Raw genomic sequence first — 17,979 nt, 5'->3', positions numbered from 1 at the left:
GCAGACAAAATGATCCTTTACTCATTCGTGCGGATTCATCTAATTATCGGCGCATCAGATTTGATCTTCGCCGCCTGGATTTTGGGCGAGAGTGCACGGGCGAAAAAGATGCTAGGTTAGTCGCCTGGATGGGTTGGAAGTCATTATAAATAGAGCTTATAGAATTGGAGAGAATCATGGATTCGAAAGTGATCGTTGATACCGACAAGGCTCCCAAGGCGCTCGGCCCCTACTCGCAAGCGGTGGGTTATGGCGGGCTGTTGTTTTGCTCCGGCCAGATTCCGATCGATCCGGAGACCAATGAGGTCATCCAGGGCGGCGTCGAGGCGCAGACCGCGCGGGTGATGGCGAACCTGGCCGCGGTGCTCGACGCGCGCGGATTGGACTTTACCCACGCGCTTCGCACGACGATTTATCTCAAGAATATGACCGACTATGCCAAGGTCAACGAGATGTACGGGCGCTTCTTTGACCGCAACCCGCCGGCGCGGGTGGCGGTGGAGGTCTCGCGCCTTCCCAAAGATGTGCTCGTCGAGATCGACATGATCGCGGCGGTGCCCGAGCCGGCTCCGGCGCCGGAGCCCGAGCCCGAAGTGGCTGCTGAAGCCGCAGCACCCGAGGCTGCTGAAGATGTCGAGGCGAATTCCGCCGCGGCGTCGCCCGAAGAAGAGTAAGCCTGAGGGGCGCGGTTTGAATTGAACGGAAAGGGCGCGCATCTTGCGCGCCTTTTCTGCGTCCTTGGGCGAGCGAAAATTGCGCGTTTCTCCCCGCCGAACGACCGCCGAGGCGTTCTTTTTGCGCGGCGTATTTCGGCCCACGCCTTGACATAGGCGGCGAGGTTGTCCATGAAATGCGCGGGCCCTCACGGTGGTTTCTAGGCACGGGCCCATCCCCATACCTTCAATCTTTGCGCCCCCAATATATCCAACGCGGAGTTTATCGTGGTCAGTACGGACACATATCGCACTATTATTCTTCGGCTCTCGGGCGAGTTATGCATCAAATCCCCGCAAGTTCGTCGACGTTTTCAGGACCGACTCCTCCACAATATCCGCATGGCTTTGGAGAACGCGGGGATCACCGAATATAAGTTAATCCGGCATTGGTCGCGCATGGACGTCGAGGTCAACGACCCGCGCGCGCCCGAGATTTTGGCGCGTGTCTACGGCATTCAGGGCGTGATTCCGGCCTACGCGTATCCGTGGGAGACCCTGGAGGATATCGTCGAAATTGGCGAGCGACTCTATCGCGAGAAGGTGGTCGGAAAGACGTTCGCGGTGCGCAGCAAACGCGTGGGTAACCGCGGCAATATTCCGTTCGCCTCGATGGACCTGGGGCGCGCGCTCGGGTCGAGCCTGCACGCCCAGAGCGCCGGGGTCGACCTCGATAACCCCGAGGTCGTGGTGGGCGTGGAAGTGCGCGAAAATAATGTGTTTTTCCTCGACGACGAGCTCGTGGGGCCCGGCGGTCTGCCGATGGGCTCGGAGGGCAAAGCGGTGGCGCTGATGAGCGGGGGGTTCGACTCGGCGGTCGCGGCGTATATGATGCAGAAACGCGGCATCGACCTGGACTTTATCTTCTTTAACCTCGGCGGGCCGGCCCATGAGCGCGGCGTTCGGGATGTGACCAAGATGCTCTGCGAGCGTTGGTCGAACGGCTACCAGGCCAAATTCCATATCGTCGATTTGCGCCCGATCGTCGCCGATATGAAAGACAACGTCAGCGGCAGCTATTGGCAGCTGTTGCTCAAGCGCCTGATGATGCGCGCCTCGCATATGATCTGCGAGGAAGAGGGCTATCCGGCGATGATCACCGGCGAATCGGCGGGGCAGGTGTCCTCGCAAACGCTGATGAACCTGGCCGCGATCCAGACCTCGGTGCTGACCCCGATTTTGCGCCCGCTGGTGGGGCTCAATAAGGAAGATATCATCGCGCTGGCCCGAATCATCGGGACCCACGACCTCTCGGCGGATGTCCCCGAGTTCTGCGCGCTTGACGGCGGTCGCCCGGTCACCAACGGCAGCGCGAAGCGCCTCGACCGCGAGGAAGAGCGGGTGAGCCGCAAGCTGCTCGAGTCGCTGGTGGAGCATCGCAAGACCCTGAAGGTCTGCGAGATGCGCGGCGGCGCCGATATGCTCGAGTCCGATCTCGAGGTCGACTCCCTGGTCGAGGGGGCGGTGATGATCGACCTTCGCACCAGCGCGGCGCGCTCGAAATGGAAAGTCCCGGACGCGGTCGAGATGGACTTTGACACCGCGGTGGGCAACGTCGCGTATCTGCCCAAAGAGGCGACCTATTTGCTGCTGTGTGACGTCGGGCTTAAGAGCGCGTTCCTGGCTGATATGATGCGCAAGATGGGCTTTAAGGCGCATAGCTTCCGCCGCGGCACGCGCGCGCTTCGCCGTCATCTCGAGACGATGGCCGCCTGAACCAACCGGGTTCCTTATTGAGCGAGTCTACGCATGACCAGCACCGAATTTGCCTATAAGAAGATCATCGAAAGACCGCGCACCACCGCGTTGGCGCGGCTCTTCGTTTGGATCGGGACGCATTCGGTGCTGAGCGGGTTCTTGGGCGGTATTTGCGTGGTGCTCTTCGCGATGGGGAGCGCGTTTGAGGGCGTCAAAAAGGCGCCCACTCAGGCGTTGATTATCTCGGCCCTGGTGGTTCTCGCCTGGACGATTTTGGTGGGGCTGATGGGCAAGTTTTTTGTGCGTCAGGGGATGGTCGAGTTGGAGGTGCACCGCGCGATTTTAGCGGGTGAAGCGCTCTTTCGCTGGCGCGAGAACGCGGGCGTTCTGCTCGAGATTGAGCAGCCCACCTATGAGATCGTGGCGGCGCCCGGGCTCTCCCTGGAGGACAAGCCCTCCGACGCGCCCTCGACTGTGTATCTAAAGGTCGAGGGCCAGGGTAAACGCTTTGTGCTGGAGACCCAGATCACGCGGGCGGAGGCCTCCCAATACGAGGAGCTTCCGTCGGACCATGAGCTTGAGGTCGACGAGGCGATGCCCATCGCCCTGGCGTCGCGTGTATTGCTCTACGCTGAGCGAAAAGCCGGCTGAGTTCCGTTGAATCTGTATAGATATTAGGGGGTTAGAGGCTCGTTCCGGCGCCTTCTTCTTCGAAGCTCTGGCGGTAAAGATACGCGTCCCAGGCGTGAATCGCCTCCTGGAAGACGCGGCGCTCGGCGTCGTAGCTGATCGTTTCAAGCGCCTGTGAGAACGTGAACCACTTTGACTCATCGACCTCGTGATCGTGGTCACCGGTGTCGCCGTGGGTGTATTTCATCAGGAAGAAGTCGACCAATTTGCGCACCCGAATGCGCTCGCCGGTGTCGTCATCGCGGCGGGTATACCAATATTCGAGGGGGCTGAGCTCGGAGAGGACCTCCCCGTGGCAGCCGGTCTCTTCGCGGGTCTCGCGCAGCGCGGCCTGCTCGGAGGTCTCACCGGCCTCGATGCCGCCTTTGGGAAGACGCCAACTCGGGTTGCCGCCGCGCGTAGGGATCTGGACCAGGCAGATTTCGTTCTCTCCCTGATATTGACGAATCAACACGCCGCCGGAGGAGTGTTCTACTTCGTTTTGCGTTGAGCCCAAATGGGTTGACATATGCAGATAAGTACAAAAAGAAATGCGGGTGATTGGGGGTTAAACTTAACCTCTTGTGAGTACGGTGTAGGCTTCGAAAGGTCAAGTTTGCTGGGGCCCGGTGCGCGTCGCGATGGGGCTCAAACGCGCACCGGCGAGGGCGTTGGCGGGGCGCTCAGGGCGCCGTGGTTTGAAGGGACTCAAGCCCGTCGGCGAGGGCCTCAAAGAAGCCGTCGGCCTGGGCGTCGGTGATGACGAAGGGCGGGCTAAGGGCGAGCACATTGCCGTGAATCCCCGACGGCAGCACCAGATAGCCGCGTTGGCGACAATAGTCGGTGAGCGCGAGCGCCAGGTGCCCGGCCGGCTCGTGGGTGTCGGTGTCTTTGACCAGGTCGATGCCGAGCATCAACCCGCGCCCGCGCACATCGCCGATCATCTTTGGAAAACGCTGGCGAAGGGCCTCTAATTTTTTTAGCCATGCGTCACCGCGTTTTTGTACCTTTTGGGGCCAGTCTTCGGCGATCAGGGTGCGGATCGCGGCGCTGGCCATCGCGCAGCCGAGCGGATTGCCCAAAAAGGTCGAGGTGTGAATCGCTTCGCCGGAGGACGCGCCCCAGGAGTTCATCACCGAGGGGCGTCCGATGGCCGCCGAGATTGGGAAGCCGCCGCCCATCGATTTTCCGACGCATAAAATGTCGGGGACGACGCCCTCGTGCTGGCAGGCGAAGAGGTCGCCGGTGCGCCCCAGGCCGGTGAAGATCTCATCGAAGATCAGCACCAGGCCGAACTCATCGCAGATATCGCGCAATCCCTGCAGGAACCCGGCCGGCGGCACGACCTCGCCGCCGCGCCCCTGGATGGGCTCGACCAGGATCGCGCCGAGCCCCTCGGCCCCGCTGGCCGGGTGCTCCAGCATCTGGCGAAGGTGGGCGAGCACGGCGCGCGAGATGGCCTCGGGCGGCGTGTCCACCGGCATGCCGAAGGGCGGGCGGTAGGGGTCGGGGTAGGGGATATGTTGGATCGTCGAGTTAAGTTGGCCGAGGAAGGGTTCGCGGAATTCTTTGCGATAGGCCGTGGCGCTCAGCGCGCCGTAGGACAGGCCGTGGTAGCCGCCCCAGAAGGCGATAACGCCGGGCTTTCCGGTGTGGACCGCGGCGGTTTTAAGCGCCGCCTGAATCGCGTCACCCCCCGAGAGCCCAAAGATCGATTGGTCGAGGTCACCCGGGGCGATCTTTGAGAGCAGCACGCCCAATTCGATCTTCACCCGGCTCGGGTAGACATCGCCCATCGCGTGGGTCAGCCGGCCGACCTGCTCACGCGCGGCGTCGACGACCGCCGGCGGATTATGCCCGAGTCCGCACACGGCGAAGGCGCCGGTGAGGTCGACATAGACGTTGCCGTCGACGTCCTCGATATTTGCGCCCAGGGAGCGCTCCCACACGATCGGGTCCTGTCCGACGCCGCTTTCGCGCTGACGGCGCGCGCGGCGTGCGGTGATGGCCGGGCACTCGGTGCGCGCCAACTCGCTGACCATCGCCACGGATTTGGGGCCGGGCACCGGCGTCACGAGGCGAGGTTGGGCTTGGCCAAAGTCGGCGTTTTCGCGATTAGATTCAGGCATCGTTGTTCTCTATTGCTGGAGGATTTCTGCCCGCTCGAGCGCGCCGAAACGCGCGCTACCTAGGCCCTGAGATTGGGTGGGGGAGAGGCGGGGTTGCTCGCCAATTATGCGGAGCCTAGCCGACCTCCCGGCGGCCATCAAGATCGGCAGAAATCGGCCGCGAAATAAATGAAATGAAGTGCTTGTCTTGACATTGTTAGTCTCCATGCCGGATAAACGAATAATAATATCAGGACGCTTGTTAGATCCGGTGAACTCTTTACCGCCTATTGGCGCGTGACGTAAGCGCGGCTGCCTGGACACTCCATCGACACTCCGCTTGCGTATTGAACGCGGGAAGGGCGTCGCAATTTTGGCGAGTTGAAAAGTGCAAACCTATGCGAGATATACAGCCATGAAGCGGCCGGTCGCTGAGCAACTAGGATCGGCTTCGGTTCAGGTCGCGAGCAACGCACATCCCGACACGCAAGTGGCGATCGACGAGATCCTCGATGAGCTTGACGCGGCCAACGCCGCGTTGACGCTGATTTTTTACGGGGCCTGCCACGACGACCAGGTGATCGCGCACACGCTCGAGCCGGTGACCGGGGCGCGCGGGGTCGCGGGGACCACCGCCGGGGAGATCAACAGCGCGGGGTTCGCCGCCAATACGATGACCGGGATCAGCTTCCATGGCAGCGGGGTGCGCGCGTCGGTGGAGTTGCTCCCGCAACTCAAAGAGCTGTCGTTGATTCCGGTGGTGCACCTTCCCGGCAAGCTCTGCCGGGGCATCGGGCGAAAGAAGAGCGAGCTGCACCCCAAGCGCCATCTCTGGCTCTTTCTGTTTAACGGGCAGTCCGGAAAAGAAGATCTGCTCACGCCGTTCTTTATGAACGCCGCGCCCCGGGTGAACCTGGTCGGCGCGACGCTGGCGGACGACGGCAATATCGCAGGCGCGCGATTGGTCCATGATGGGCGGGTGTACCGGGATGCGGCGGTCACGATCTTGCTCGAATACGATGGACCTTTCGAGGCGTTTCACAATACCCATGTCGCCATGACGCCTCGGCGCCTTGAGGTGACGCGGGTGCGACGCGACGGGCGCCATATTGTACAGCTCGACGGCAAATCGGCGCTCGAAGCCTATGCCGAAGCCCTCGGATTGGCGCCCGAGGAGGTCACCTCCTCGGTGTTGGCGACCCACCCGCTCGGGTATCGGTTCCGCGGGCAACCTTTCCCTATCTCGATTGGTCAGCTTAGCCCCGACGGAAGTCTAAGGGTCGCCAATACCGTCCAGGCCGGCCAGATTCTGCATATCCTGGACGCTCAGGACCTGGTGGCGTCGTCGCATCGCTGCATCGAAGGGGTGGTTGAGCGTGTCAGCGCGGCGTCCACGCCGACGCCTTCCCTCGACGCGCTGCTCATCGTCAATTGCCGATTCAGGCATATTGAGGCGAGCTCAACCGGGCACGTGGATGCGCTGGCCACCGCGCTGTGCCAGGGGCCGGTATGCGGGCTCAATAGCAACGGCGAGCAATTCGCCACGATGCACCTGAACCACTCCATGGCCGGCGTCGCGTTTGGCAGCGCCAGGTAAGCGCTCGTGTCGCGCCGGAATGGGGTGAGCGCTCACTCAATAATTTCTTCGGGGGCCGGATGACGGAGATCGTAACTTCGGGTAGCCTCTTGCAGTCGACGCCGGTGTTTATTGTGGTGTCGGCGCGTTCTTTTTGAATTCTGTTATCTCGCGGATTATGCCAATATCGGCACGCCTGGTACGAGCGCTTCGGTTAAGGGGCGCCTCGAGCGTTGAGGGCGGAGATGGTTTTGCGTGAGTCCAAATTTTTTTATTCATATGCTTCAGGGAGTATCACGATGGCAAAAATTAGTGTTCAAGATTCGGTTAGCTCGCCACGAGACGTTGTATTCGCGACCTTTCGCGACAAGCTCGACGAGCTGGACGAGTTTTTGCCCGATATCGAGTCGATCGTGACCGAGAGTCGCGAAGATCTCGATGACGGCCGCACCCGCATCGTGCGCGTTTGGCGCGCGCGGCCGGAAGAGATTCCCAGCGCGGCCCGTAAATTCATCAAACCCGAGATGCTTCAGTGGACCGACACCGCGACCTGGAACCCCAATGACTTCAGCTGTGAGTGGGAGATGGAGGTTGGCTTTTTGACCGACGCCATCACCGCCAAGGGCGTAAATCGCTATTCAGAGGACGGCGACAGCACCGGCATCGTCATCGACGGCGTGCTCGGGGTGGACGCGAGCAAGATTCCTGGCGTGCCGCGTTTGATCGCCGGCAAGGTCGGCAGCGCGGTTGAGAAGTTCGTGGTCAAGATGATCACGCCGAATCTCAAGGACGTGAACCGCGGAATCGAGAAATATTTCGCCGCTCAGGACTGATCGCGCGGTGATTTGAAAATATCTTGCCCAATTGGCAAATTTCTCCTTGCCAAAGCGAGATGCGCTCTATATAAACGCATCTCGCTGGGGCGTGTAACTCAGCGGAAGAGTGCCACCCCGACACGGTGGAAGTCACAGGTTCAAATCCTGTCACGCCCATATCAAAAACCCCCGCCGGCCAGATGGCTCGCGGGGGTTTTTAGCGTTTAAGGAGCCTGGCCCGCAGGCTTGAAAAAAGCCATTGCCAAACCCCGAATTGCTATGTATAAGGTCCGTCGCTGGGGCGTGTAACTCAGCGGAAGAGTGCCACCCCGACACGGTGGAAGTCACAGGTTCAAATCCTGTCACGCCCATATCGAGAAACCCTCGCAGGCCATCTGGCTTGCGAGGTTTTTTTGCGTTTGGGAGATGGGTTTGCCTGGCCCGGGCTATCGTCGTTGGCTTGTTCGTTGCGACGCAACTCGGAGCGGACTCGGCAGCCGATGCATCGCTGATGACAAAAAGAAGCCCCTATCTGTGAAGATAGGGGCTTCTTTTTTGCGATGTGTTTAGCGCCGATGAGAGATGGCGCTAAACACGTTGCGTGAGCCGCTCATGCTGCAGCGTTTCGCTCAATTAGACCGGGTTGCATGTGCCGAGGGTCGGCTCTCCTTCGATGTTCAGCGACTCGCAGGAGTGGGCTTCCGGGCAGCTGCTCTCGGTCTCGGTGGTATCGCAAAGCTGCTGGCAAGATGCCGTGGTTTGAGTGTTGTCGTCATACAGGCAAGCTTGGACTTCGCTGCACTGTTCAGGACCTTGGCAAGGCGCGCCGATTTCGGCGTCGGCGTTGAAGGTGATGCAGATGCCGAGGTTTTCGCCACCGCCGCTGAGCGGAGCGCAACCTTCGCCTTCGCCACAGGTGGTCGGGTTCGAGGTGTCACAGGCCTGCTCGCAGGTGCCGACATCGCCCGAGCCCATGCAGAGCTGGTTGATGTTGCAGTGGTTCGGAGCCGTGCATTCGCTGCCAATTGCTGCAGTGTCATCGTAGGGGAAGCAAGCGGTATCGTCACCGTTGCCGGTGCGGTAGCATGTTTCACCTTCGGTGGTGCAGGGGGCACTATTGTCGGGGAAGAGGCTGCAGTCGGTTTGACCGGAGCCGCCGCCGCCGGTGACGCCGTAGCAGCTTTCGCCGGTAGCGCAACCAACGCCGCCGTAGCATTCGCCAGCGCCCGCAGGGATCGTGCCGCCCTCACCGGCGCATGCGCCGCCCTGGCCAATTGCGACGCACTGATTCTCGGTGCCGCAAACCGGGTCGTTCGGGTTGGTGGCATCGCAGTCCGCAAGGCAGACGCCGTCGGCCGTAGTGAAGCATGCGGTGAAGATGCTGAAGCAATACTCATTGATGCATGCGAGCTGATCGGCAGCGCCCGAGCAGTTGTCGGTGACGCACTGGATGACGTCGTTCATCTGCGCGAGGGCGAGTTCGGAGGCGGCGTTGACGCATGTGTCATTGCAACCGGTATCGGTCGGCTCACACAAGTCTTGGCAGGTGGCGAGTTCTTCGCAGGTCGAACCCTCGGTGCTCTTGTCGCTGTGATCCGGAACGGGCGTGTCGTTGCTGCCGGTGTCGGGCTCGGTGGTATCGGGCTCGGTGGTGTCGGGCTCGGTGGTGTCGGGCTCGGTGGTGGTGTCCGGATCGCTGGTGGTGTCTTCGTCGACGACGTCAGCGGTGTTGTTGTTGTTGTCCGCCGGCTTATCGTCATCACCACAGGCGACGACACTGAATGCCATAAGGAGGGTGATAAGCAGCGCCAAGAAGCGGGCTCGGCCGGTTGCGTTTACTAAGGTCGAAAGTTTCATCTTCAAATGCTCCAAAATAAATAAAGGGGAGGTTTTATGAAATAGACTGTTCAGCAGAATCGCCTGAACGAGATGCTATGGTTCCAGATTCTCAGGACGAATTCAAATAAATGGCCAAGAGCTTGGCAGGGTGCAGATATTTTCGAAGACGGTAAGAATCAAAAACCTTCGATTCCGGTGGCACCTCCTAGAGCCAACTTCCCGAATCGAAGCCATTCAAGCCAGTGTATATGCCGGAATTTGCCTTCAGTTGCAACACTGTCGGAATTTGAATCCTAATTTTCTCGCGGTATCCGCAGGGCGCCCAGGCATGCTTCGCCGGCGTTCGCTGAGCGCCAGCCGCAACAGGGAACAATCTTTTATGGGCTTGGTTGACATTTTAGGGCCTAAAAAACTATTCTGCGTCAACCTGTGCGGGCAGCTATTTTCGTCGCCTCGCCTGCGCTCATCCCACCGCGAGGTCCCCCTGTGGCATCCGATGCAAAGTCGATCATTCATCGTGGCGTAGCCCTTATGGTCTGCGAAAACGCAGCGATACTTGAGGAAACGCTGATTTCAATCGACATCAGCGACCTGGATATCCAACGTATCGGTGGGCGAGCGATTGTCGCCCCTGCGTATCAGCTCCAGCCCATTCGCCAGGCTCTTCAGGAGCGTGGCATGTTTCCAAAATTAGTCGGGGATATCATCAGCCCCAATTATTTTGAGGAGCAGGCCGCCCAGGCCGAGGCCGAACGCCTGGCCGCCGAAGCCGCCGAGTCTTCCGACTCAAGTCAACCCGATAGTAAAGAGGAGTCCGCGTGAGAGGACAACGAACAGATAGATCGCGGGGAACCGTCGGCGGTCCTTTGGAGACCGACGAGTTGCACCGGCTCTTCGAGCGTGGTTATAGCCTCTCTTCGAAGCGATTCTTGGCCGAGACCTGGGGCGTCGCGCCCGAGAGCGATTATGACGTGGTCGCCGCCCAGGTGAATAAGCCCGAGGTGTCCAAGGAGCGGTTGGCCAAGGTGACCAAATTGCAGCGCGTCACCATGAGCCAGGTCGCCGCCAGCGGTGGGCGCATGCGCGGTGAGAATCTGCGACGCGACCTGCTGCTGCGCGGGTTTGGGGACACCGACCCGGTGCTTCGTGCGCTGGTGGAAGAGCTATTGCTGATCCCGCTGCCCAACCCGGGCGAGAGCGAGCTGGACATCGAAGCCCTGCTCGAAATGGACTCCTTTTTGCAGCGTGATCTCGCGCTGCCGGTGCCGCTCAAAGAGCTGCTCAGCGACGAGGCCGAGATGCTCGGGCCCGAGGCGATCGATGCCTGGTCGGGCGATATTCAACTGCTTGACACCACCAGCATCGACACCCTGGAGCTCAACCTGCTCCACCTCGCCAGCCAGCTTCAGCAGGAAACGCTGCGCCTCAATATTGACGGCACGCCCAATCGGCGAAGTCTCGCGCGATTTGGTCGCGGCATCAGCTTCCCGATCACGGTGAGCCCCGAAGATCCCGCCGCGTCCCAACAGGCCGGTGAGGCCGGGGATTCGCTCGACCTTAATGATGTCTTCCAGCTCGATTATCTGACCTTTTTGCTCGCGCTTAGCCTCGAGTTGGGCTTCGTTGAGACGCGTGACCAGTCGATCGCCGGGTCGGTCAAGCAGACCGAAGAGTTCTTCCTTGCCAAGGTAGAGGCGCGCAACCGCCAATTGTCGGCGGCCTTCCGCGGCCTGAAATATTGGAGTGAGATCGAGAGCCTCTCGCTGTCGCGCGCGGGCGGACCCGCCGACTCCGAGCGCCATTTCTCGCAATTCGAGCCGACCGGTGAGCCGCTGATCGGCGCGCGTGGCTACGTCCTGTCGGTGCTTAAGCGTGCCCGTGTGACGCAGTGGACGGCCGTCAAGGCGATGATCGATCTCTGCGAGCAGCTCGATAAAAATTACCTGCCGCGCGCGCTCAGCAAGGTTGAGCCGCCGGTAGATCCGCGCCGTCATATCGACGCGGTGCTTCGCCACGGCTTGATCTGGCTGGGCGTGATCGAATTCGGTTATAGCGATGACCAGGTCGAGATGATGCGCGTGACCCCGCGGGGCGCGCAATTCCTCGGGATGAAGGTCGAGAAAGACCCGAACGCCAAAGACCCCAACGCCGAGCAGCATGGGTGCATGGTCGTGCAGCCGAACTTCGAGGTGATGCTCTTTTTGGACCCGGCGCCGCTTGAGGTTGTCTACCGCCTCTATGAGGTCGGCCAGCGCACCAAATTGTCCGAGCGCGTCGCGAACTTCCACCTCAGCGCCGAGAGCGTTCAGCGCGGGTTGGGCATGGGCCTGACGGCCGATGAGATCGTCACCACGCTGGGCACCTATAGCCACGCTCCGGTGCCCGACTCGGTGGCCTTCCAAATCCGCGATTGGGAGCGCGTGCATCGCAAGCTGCAGCTCTTCGCAAACGGCGTGCTGGTGCGTCATCCGGACCCCGATAAGCTCGACCTTTTGCTCGGTCAGTTGCGCCACGCGCAGCGAGACGACAAGGGCAATGATACCTTTCAATCGTATCGTCTTGGGCCGGAGTCCGCCTTCTTGGCCTGTGACCATCCGCCCGGACTCGAGAAGCTGGTCGAGCAGCAGGATGGCCTGCTGATTGATTACCTGGGCGAGATCCCGCCGAGCGTGTATTTCGTCGACATCCTCGAGGTCATGATCGACCCGATGGAGACCGATATCGTCACGCTCAGCGAGCTTGAGAAGATCGCGGATCGCCTCGAGGATAGCACCGCTCGCCAGCGCTTCTATGAGCTTAATGTCGACAAGATTCGCGCCCGCTGGCCCGACAACCCGCTCAAAGGCGTGCGCGAGTTCTTCGGCCCGCGCACAGAAGGCGGCTTGCCGCCGGCTCAGGAGCTCAAATTTCGCGGCCTGCTCGACAAGCCGCTCGAGGCGATTATCTCGCGCGAGGTCACCGTCATCGTGCTGCAGAATAAGCAGATCGCCGACCGCTTCGTCGATATCCCTGAGTGCGAGCCGCTGATCGAGCGCCGCCTGGGCGAGACGGCTTTCGCGATCAAACGCGGGCATGAAGAAGAACTCAATGAGTTATTAGATGAGCTCGGGATCAACCTGAGCGAGTGAGTCTTGGTGTGCCGACGCGCCTGACGATGGCGCTTTGCGTGGGGCTTTTGGCGTTGGCCATGCTCGCCGGCTATGCCGCGCGCCTTCCGGTCCTCGGCGGCGACCTTGTCGCCGCCGAAATGGAGCGTTTTGCCCGGCGCCATCGGGTGAACCTGCGGGTCAAAACCTATCAACCCCTGGGGCTCACCGGTCTGCGCTTTGAGGGCGTCGAAGTCCGAGCGCGCCGCGGTGATTATTTGCTCGAAGCCGACCTCGACGAGGTCGACGTGCGCGTCTCGATGCAGGCGCTCTTTACCCGTGGCGAGGTCTACCCCGGTGAGGTTGAGGTCCACGGCGGCGATATCCGCCTGACGCGCCAACCCGGCGTGGCAGCGCGCACCCCTGAGCCGCCGCCCGAGTCAACTTCGGCCACCCCCGCCAAATCGACTAAATCACAAGAAACGCCCCCGGCGTCGAAGCCCGCAAAGCCCAGCGCGCCGCTGCCGTTGTTGACCATCGTGCACGATGTTCGGATGAGCGTGGACTTCGCGCCGCTGCCGGCGATGCAGCGCCCTCTGTGGGTGCAGCGCGCCGATTTTTTGATCGCCCCCGGCCGCCCGACCCCGGTCGAGTTTCGCCACGCCTACGGCCAGATGCCCGATGGGACCTCCTTTGCGATTAAGGAAGTTGCGGACGCAGGCAACGAGGCGGCCACCTATCTGATTCAGCCGCGCGAGCCCACCCGGATCGACCGCTGGTTCAATATTCACTTGCCCTTCGCGGTGTCGACCGAGTCGATGACCCTATGCCCCCAATGCTCGCCGGCGGTCTTCGCGCTCAAGGAAGTTGAGTTCGCGGCCGGCCATGGCGTTCGGGCGCGCTCGGATTTAATGTCGCTGAGCGCCGGGAAAAATGAGGTCCGCCTGAACCTCGCCACGGTGTCCGTGGTCGACGGTGAAGGCAGCGTGGTTTTTCCCTACGAACTCGCGAATTTCGAGTTGCAATACGACGCCCTTGCGCGGACCACGATTGTGCAGGGCGAGGTTGAGGACGGTCAGTCGGGCGTGGCGTCATTTAGCGCGAATTGGTCCTCGACCTGGGGGGTGTTGACCAGCCATATTTTGCTCAAAGACTTTCAGAGCGCGCCGGCGTCCAAGACCCTGGGGCTCGGCCACGCGGTGGCGCGCGGGGTGCATTCCGGCGAGGTCGAGCTCAGCTATGAGCCGGCGCTGGACCTGGTCGAGTTCTCGCTCGACGTGGACTCGCGTGACCTCGTCGTGTCGCTGCCGCTGGTCAACGATGAGCCGCTGGAGTTCGCGCAGCTCGGCCTTGAGCTGGACGCCCTTTTTCAGCCGATGGCGCGCACGCTCAGCGTGAACCGCGGTGCGGCGACGCTAGGCCAGGCGGGACCGGTGCGCCTGGATGGCTACGCGGTGGACGCCGGGGCGGGGTTCATCTTCGATATCTCATTGGCCGCCGAGAATCTTCATCCGCAGGCGCTGCGCGACGCGATGCCGCTGTCGCTGAGCAAGCTCGCGCGCGGGAGCAATTTTGAGGGCGAATTTGGCTTCGAGATCGCGACCTCCGGGCATACGCGATTCCCCGCGGACATCGCGTTGTCGGTGGGCTTTGAGGGCGATGTGTCGGTGCTGGGAGACTCGCGCCGCGCCGATGTCCTGGTGCTGGCGGGCACCGGGCCGCCCTCCATCGACCTGCCGGGCACGCTGGTGAATGCGATCGCGCTCGAGGATTGGGTGGATTATGAGGCGTTGCCGATGCGGGTTCCCCTGGTGCTCGCCGCGGCCGAAGACGCCAAGTTTTTTAAGCATGAGGGATTCGACTGGGCGGGGCTTCGCCGCGCGATTGCCTTTAATATCGAGCAGGGCGCGCTCAAGCGCGGCGGCTCGACGCTGAGCCAGCAGCTCTCCAAAAACCTGTTTTTGGACCGCGAGCGCACCCTGGCCCGAAAGCTCCAGGAGGCCTACGTCACCTGGCGGCTTGAGCGGGAGTTGAGCAAGGAGCGCATCCTGGAGCTCTACGTCAATATGGTCGAGTGGGGGCCGGGGTTTCAGGGGATTCGCGCCGCGGCGCAGCGCTATTTTAAGGTGCCCGCCGAGGAGTTGAGCATCGCGCAGACCGCGCTGCTCGGCGCGATTTTGCCCGGCCCGTCGATCTTCGGGCGCCAGGTGCTCAACGGTTATCTTGCCTCCTCGCGTCTGGAGAAGATTGAGCATATACTGTCGAATCTGCGCTTCATGAAAATTATCACGCCGCCCGAATATACCGAGCTCTACGCCGAGGCGAAGGCCGGGCGCATCGGCGACTTGCAATTGACGATCTGTGCCGATGATTCCAACGCCCCCGGGGGCGCGCCGAGATGTCCGTAAGGCGTGGGCTGTTGCGCAGACGCAGGGCTCAATGCAGTTGAGTGATTATTCCGATCAATGAACTGATTTGAAGGGAGAGAAAATTATGGGGAACTCAGCGAAGAGACTCGAAGGCCAGGTTGCCTTTATCACCGGTTCGACCCGCGGGATTGGCCGCGACATCGCCATCGCGCTGGCCAAAGAGGGCTGCAATATCGTGGTCACCGGCAAGACCGACGAGCCGCATCCGCAGCTGCCGGGCACGATTCATACCACCGCCGCGGACGTCGAAGCCGCCGGGGCCGAGGCGCTGCCGCTCAAGCTTGACGTGCGCTACGACGATCAGATTGAGTCGGCCATCAACCAGACGATCGACAAGTGGGGGCGCCTGGATATCCTGATCAACAACGCCGGCGCGATCAATATGAAGCCGGCGCTCCAGACCCCGCCCAAGCGTTTCGACCTGATGATGGGCATCAACGCCCGCGCCGCCTACGCCTGCAGCTATTATGCGCTGCCGCATATGATCGAGCGCAATTACGGCCATATCCTGATGGCCTCGCCGCCCATCGCGATCGACCGCGCCCCGAATAAGGCCGCCTACGCGCTCTCCAAGCTCGGCATGACCTTTTTGGCGCAGTCGCTGGCCGAAGAGATGCGCGAGCATAACATCGGCGTCAACGCCTTCTGGCCGGTCGCCGCCATCCAGACCCAGGCGACCATCCACTTCAACCTGGGCACCCCTGAGACCTGGCGCTCCCCCTATATCCTGAGTGACACGGTCCTTGAGATCGTGACCCGCGAGCCGCGCACCTGCACCGGCAACGCCTTCTACGACGAAGACGTCCTGCGCGAGGCGGGGGTCACCGACTTCTCGAAATACCAGATCGTTGAGGGGCACGAGCCGCCGCCGCTGTCGGCGATGATCTTCGACCCGAAATTCAAGGCGGAATAGACTATAGACAAAGGGCAAGGCCGGGTCGAGATATTCGACCCGGCCTTGCTGCTATCTGAGTGTCTAGCACCTCAAAATAATGCCTTCCTTTCTGCGTCTTTAATGCGAGCGGTTTGATATCCAATTATGGGTATATCTTACTATATTGTGAGCCTAAACTGACGGCGTCCCTACCTGGTGCAAGCCCACTTCCAGGGCAATAAGATTTAATCAGGCCGCCCCAAATGCTCCTCAACTTCCGCTCACGCTGTAGTAATTGCTCACTGAACGCTTCTTTCGTTTTGTGAATATAGTAACGACTAATTTGAGAAGGATTATGGGGCATAAGAGACATATTTTTCGTTTTTTGTATGCCGTTCCGTGTCTGTTAGTATGTCAAGCGCTATTCGGCACTGCCTGTTCGTCGGATAAGGGCACTAATAGAATAAATCCCGACGCGGCCACGCAGGACTCGATGCCTGACTCGGTGCACGATGCTGTTGAGGCGGATACATACGAGCCGACGCGGGCTGCCATATTGGTCGTTTCACCCAACCCAGTGGAAGCCGTCGAACTGCAGGCCATCCCGATGACTTTTCGGGCGTATGACGCCGAAGGGCACCAACTCGAAGATCAGATCGTTACCTGGCGTATCGAAGACACACAGGTCGCGGCGGTGGATGAGTCGGGGTTGCTCAGCGCGCTCGAGGCCGGCGAGACGAATCTTTTAGCAACCAGCGGGGATGCTGAGGAGTCGGTCGAGGTGACGGTGCTGCCGATCGATGTGATCGAGCGCATCGAAATCTTCCCGGCGCAAGAAGAGATCGGTGTCGGCGAACGCCTGGCGCTAAACGTTAAAGGTTATACCGGGGATAATACAAAATTTAGAAATCTGCAGGTTGATTGGCAGAGCGATGCCCCCGAGACCGCAAGTATCGACGCCCAGGGGAGTCTCGTCGGGCTCGAACCCGGCGAGGTGAGAATTCAAGCGCGGCTGGGAGAGCTAGAGGCGCAGGCGCAATTTCGGGTCGAACTAAAATTTGATGCGCTGGATTGCTCGGCGTACGACTGCCTAGCTGTCTCCACCGATGGAAAATTGTATTCGATGGGCCCTGGTGATTCGGAGCAGATTACCGAGGGGTTGTCGATACCAGTGTTTAAACCTGTTGAAGTCGACGGTGATATTCGTTTCAAATCCGTGTATCGACAAAAATTCGGCGAAGAGCATTTTTGTGCGCTCTCGATGGACGATCGCGCTTATTGTTGGGGGAATAATACTTATCAGAGGCTCGGTGGAGACCGTTTTACGGCACGTATTGAGTCGCCAACTGCGGTCAATACAGAACTTCGATTCGAAACCTTGGGGGTGGGGAGCACCACGACCTGTGGGCTTACCTTCGACGGAGCGCTATTTTGTTGGGGAAATCTCTCAATAAAAAGTAGTCTTCCAATTCCAGGCGCGGATGATGCGAGTTATTCATCAATACCGGTGCTGATGGATGCGCGTCAATTCAGTCAGTTTATTATGTCGGGCCAGTCGCTATGTGCGCAGACCCGAAAAGAGCGAACCTGGCATTGCATGGGGCAGGGAGTGAAGGGGGAATTGGGCAATGGCGGACGCGTCAACCAAGACGACTTTGTGGCGGTCGCCGCGCCGAGTGTATTTACGTCGCTTGCGGCGGCACCAAATTTTGGCGGCGGTGCTGCCATTTGTGGGGTTGATACCCAGCAGCAGATTTGGTGCTGGGGGAAGAGCATACGTGGCGAGTTTGGGCAACCGATTGATCCGGGCGCGGCCAGAATACATGATGTGCCTGAACGAACCGCCTGGGATATTCCCATCGTAGATATCAGCGAACTCTATGACGGCTTTTGTGGTGTGACCGTTGATCACGAGATTCGATGTTGGGGTAATAATGCGGGCTGCAAGCTCGGGCGACATTCTGCGACGAGCGGAACTTTGCCGGATCCATATTTTCAGCCGCAACAACCGGTCGAAGGGATTCCGCAAGATTGGGAAACCCAGAGCATTAACTGTGTATTGACCGAAGGCGGCGATATCTGGTGTTGGGGTCTCCCTCGGCATACGGAAGACCCCAGCTATCCCAGGACATGCGAGCCGGTGGCGCAGCGGATTCATACATTTTAGCCAGG

Annotated in this window: 12 protein-coding genes, 2 tRNA genes and 1 pseudogene; 12 read left to right on the top strand and 3 right to left on the bottom strand. The window is 60.5% G+C overall.

The features are described from left to right. Positions 1 to 176 precede the first annotated feature (176 nt). The 3 genes and pseudogenes from DN745_RS14695 to DN745_RS14685 form a co-directional block, all read left to right on the top strand. Positions 177 to 551 (top strand): annotated as a pseudogene (locus tag DN745_RS14695) (RidA family protein); the annotation flags it as partial. Positions 552 to 941: 390 nt separating this feature from the next. Then, the gene (gene thiI / locus DN745_RS14690; RefSeq protein WP_162687696.1) at positions 942 to 2,429 is read left to right on the top strand and encodes a tRNA uracil 4-sulfurtransferase ThiI; all 1,488 of its coding nucleotides are present in this window, start codon (positions 942 to 944) and stop codon (positions 2,427 to 2,429) included. 33 nt (positions 2,430 to 2,462) lie between these two features. After that, on the top strand, positions 2,463 to 3,062 hold the full coding sequence (locus tag DN745_RS14685; RefSeq protein ID WP_111335994.1) for a hypothetical protein: 600 nt from the start codon (positions 2,463 to 2,465) through the stop codon (positions 3,060 to 3,062). 31 nt (positions 3,063 to 3,093) lie between these two features. Here DN745_RS14685 and DN745_RS14680 read toward each other — a convergent pair whose 3' ends face one another. Both DN745_RS14680 and DN745_RS14675 read right to left on the bottom strand, forming a co-directional pair. Beyond that, positions 3,094 to 3,552: an NUDIX hydrolase gene (locus DN745_RS14680; protein ID WP_162687695.1), complete on the bottom strand. Its 459-nt coding sequence runs from the start codon at positions 3,550 to 3,552 to the stop codon at positions 3,094 to 3,096. Between the two features lie 211 nt (positions 3,553 to 3,763). Further along, positions 3,764 to 5,209: an aspartate aminotransferase family protein gene (locus DN745_RS14675; RefSeq protein ID WP_111335992.1), complete on the bottom strand. Its 1,446-nt coding sequence runs from the start codon at positions 5,207 to 5,209 to the stop codon at positions 3,764 to 3,766. Between the two features lie 394 nt (positions 5,210 to 5,603). On the opposite strand from DN745_RS14675, the gene DN745_RS14670 reads away from it, so the two are divergent. The 4 genes from DN745_RS14670 (at position 5,604) to DN745_RS14655 (ending at position 7,950) form a co-directional block, all read left to right on the top strand. Continuing rightward, complete coding sequence (locus tag DN745_RS14670; protein WP_111335991.1) at positions 5,604 to 6,785, top strand: FIST signal transduction protein; 1,182 nt, start codon at positions 5,604 to 5,606, stop codon at positions 6,783 to 6,785. Positions 6,786 to 7,063: 278 nt separating this feature from the next. Continuing rightward, positions 7,064 to 7,597, top strand: coding sequence for a DUF2505 family protein (locus DN745_RS14665; RefSeq protein WP_111335990.1), 534 nt, complete (start codon positions 7,064 to 7,066; stop codon positions 7,595 to 7,597). Between the two features lie 87 nt (positions 7,598 to 7,684). After that, positions 7,685 to 7,756 (top strand) — tRNA-Val (locus tag DN745_RS14660). 122 nt (positions 7,757 to 7,878) lie between these two features. Further along, positions 7,879 to 7,950 (top strand) — tRNA-Val (locus DN745_RS14655). 262 nt (positions 7,951 to 8,212) lie between these two features. Here DN745_RS14655 and DN745_RS14650 read toward each other — a convergent pair. Next, the gene (locus DN745_RS14650; protein ID WP_133622012.1) at positions 8,213 to 9,367 is read right to left on the bottom strand and encodes a hypothetical protein; all 1,155 of its coding nucleotides are present in this window, start codon (positions 9,365 to 9,367) and stop codon (positions 8,213 to 8,215) included. 729 nt (positions 9,368 to 10,096) lie between these two features. On the opposite strand from DN745_RS14650, the gene DN745_RS19385 reads away from it, so the two are divergent. The 5 genes from DN745_RS19385 to DN745_RS14625 all read left to right on the top strand — a co-directional run bounded on the left by DN745_RS19385 (position 10,097) and on the right by DN745_RS14625 (position 17,974). Then, positions 10,097 to 10,240 carry a hypothetical protein gene (locus tag DN745_RS19385; RefSeq protein ID WP_162687694.1) on the top strand — a complete coding sequence of 48 codons (144 nt, stop codon included), beginning with the start codon at positions 10,097 to 10,099 and terminating at the stop codon, positions 10,238 to 10,240. Positions 10,241 to 10,284: 44 nt separating this feature from the next. Beyond that, the gene (locus DN745_RS14640; RefSeq protein ID WP_111335985.1) at positions 10,285 to 12,546 is read left to right on the top strand and encodes a helicase-associated domain-containing protein; all 2,262 of its coding nucleotides are present in this window, start codon (positions 10,285 to 10,287) and stop codon (positions 12,544 to 12,546) included. After that, the gene (locus DN745_RS14635) at positions 12,543 to 14,912 is read left to right on the top strand and encodes a transglycosylase domain-containing protein (RefSeq protein ID WP_133622013.1); all 2,370 of its coding nucleotides are present in this window, start codon (positions 12,543 to 12,545) and stop codon (positions 14,910 to 14,912) included. The genes DN745_RS14640 and DN745_RS14635 overlap by 4 nt, the downstream gene beginning before the upstream one ends. Positions 14,913 to 14,997: 85 nt before the next feature. Beyond that, positions 14,998 to 15,846 (top strand): SDR family oxidoreductase, encoded by an 849-nt coding sequence (locus DN745_RS14630; RefSeq protein ID WP_111335982.1) that lies wholly within the window; start codon positions 14,998 to 15,000, stop codon positions 15,844 to 15,846. A gap of 454 nt (positions 15,847 to 16,300) precedes the next feature. Beyond that, a complete protein-coding gene (locus DN745_RS14625; protein ID WP_162687693.1) occupies positions 16,301 to 17,974 on the top strand; it encodes an Ig-like domain-containing protein in 1,674 nt (557 codons plus the stop codon). The last annotated feature ends 5 nt before the right edge of the window (positions 17,975 to 17,979 follow it).

It is taken from the genome of Bradymonas sediminis (assembly GCF_003258315.1).
Classification (GTDB): Bacteria; Myxococcota_A; Bradymonadia; order Bradymonadales; family Bradymonadaceae; genus Bradymonas; species Bradymonas sediminis.
The sequence above is the reverse complement of the archived record's forward strand: the minus strand, read 5'-3'. Positions and strand labels throughout refer to the sequence as shown.

Excerpts from the sequence above, each read along its gene's own strand:
- DN745_RS14625 (WP_162687693.1), top strand. The coding sequence starts at position 16,301 with ATGCCTGACTCGGTGCACGATGCTGTTGAGGCGGATACATACGAGCCG.
- DN745_RS19385 (WP_162687694.1), top strand. The coding sequence starts at position 10,097 with ATGTTTCCAAAATTAGTCGGGGATATCATCAGCCCCAATTATTTTGAG.
- DN745_RS14670 (WP_111335991.1), top strand. The coding sequence starts at position 5,604 with ATGAAGCGGCCGGTCGCTGAGCAACTAGGATCGGCTTCGGTTCAGGTC.
- DN745_RS14650 (WP_133622012.1), bottom strand. The coding sequence starts at position 9,367 with ATGGCATTCAGTGTCGTCGCCTGTGGTGATGACGATAAGCCGGCGGAC.
- DN745_RS14665 (WP_111335990.1), top strand. The coding sequence starts at position 7,064 with ATGGCAAAAATTAGTGTTCAAGATTCGGTTAGCTCGCCACGAGACGTT.
- DN745_RS14630 (WP_111335982.1), top strand. The coding sequence starts at position 14,998 with ATGGGGAACTCAGCGAAGAGACTCGAAGGCCAGGTTGCCTTTATCACC.
- DN745_RS14685 (WP_111335994.1), top strand. The coding sequence starts at position 2,463 with ATGACCAGCACCGAATTTGCCTATAAGAAGATCATCGAAAGACCGCGC.
- DN745_RS14675 (WP_111335992.1), bottom strand. The coding sequence starts at position 5,209 with ATGCCTGAATCTAATCGCGAAAACGCCGACTTTGGCCAAGCCCAACCT.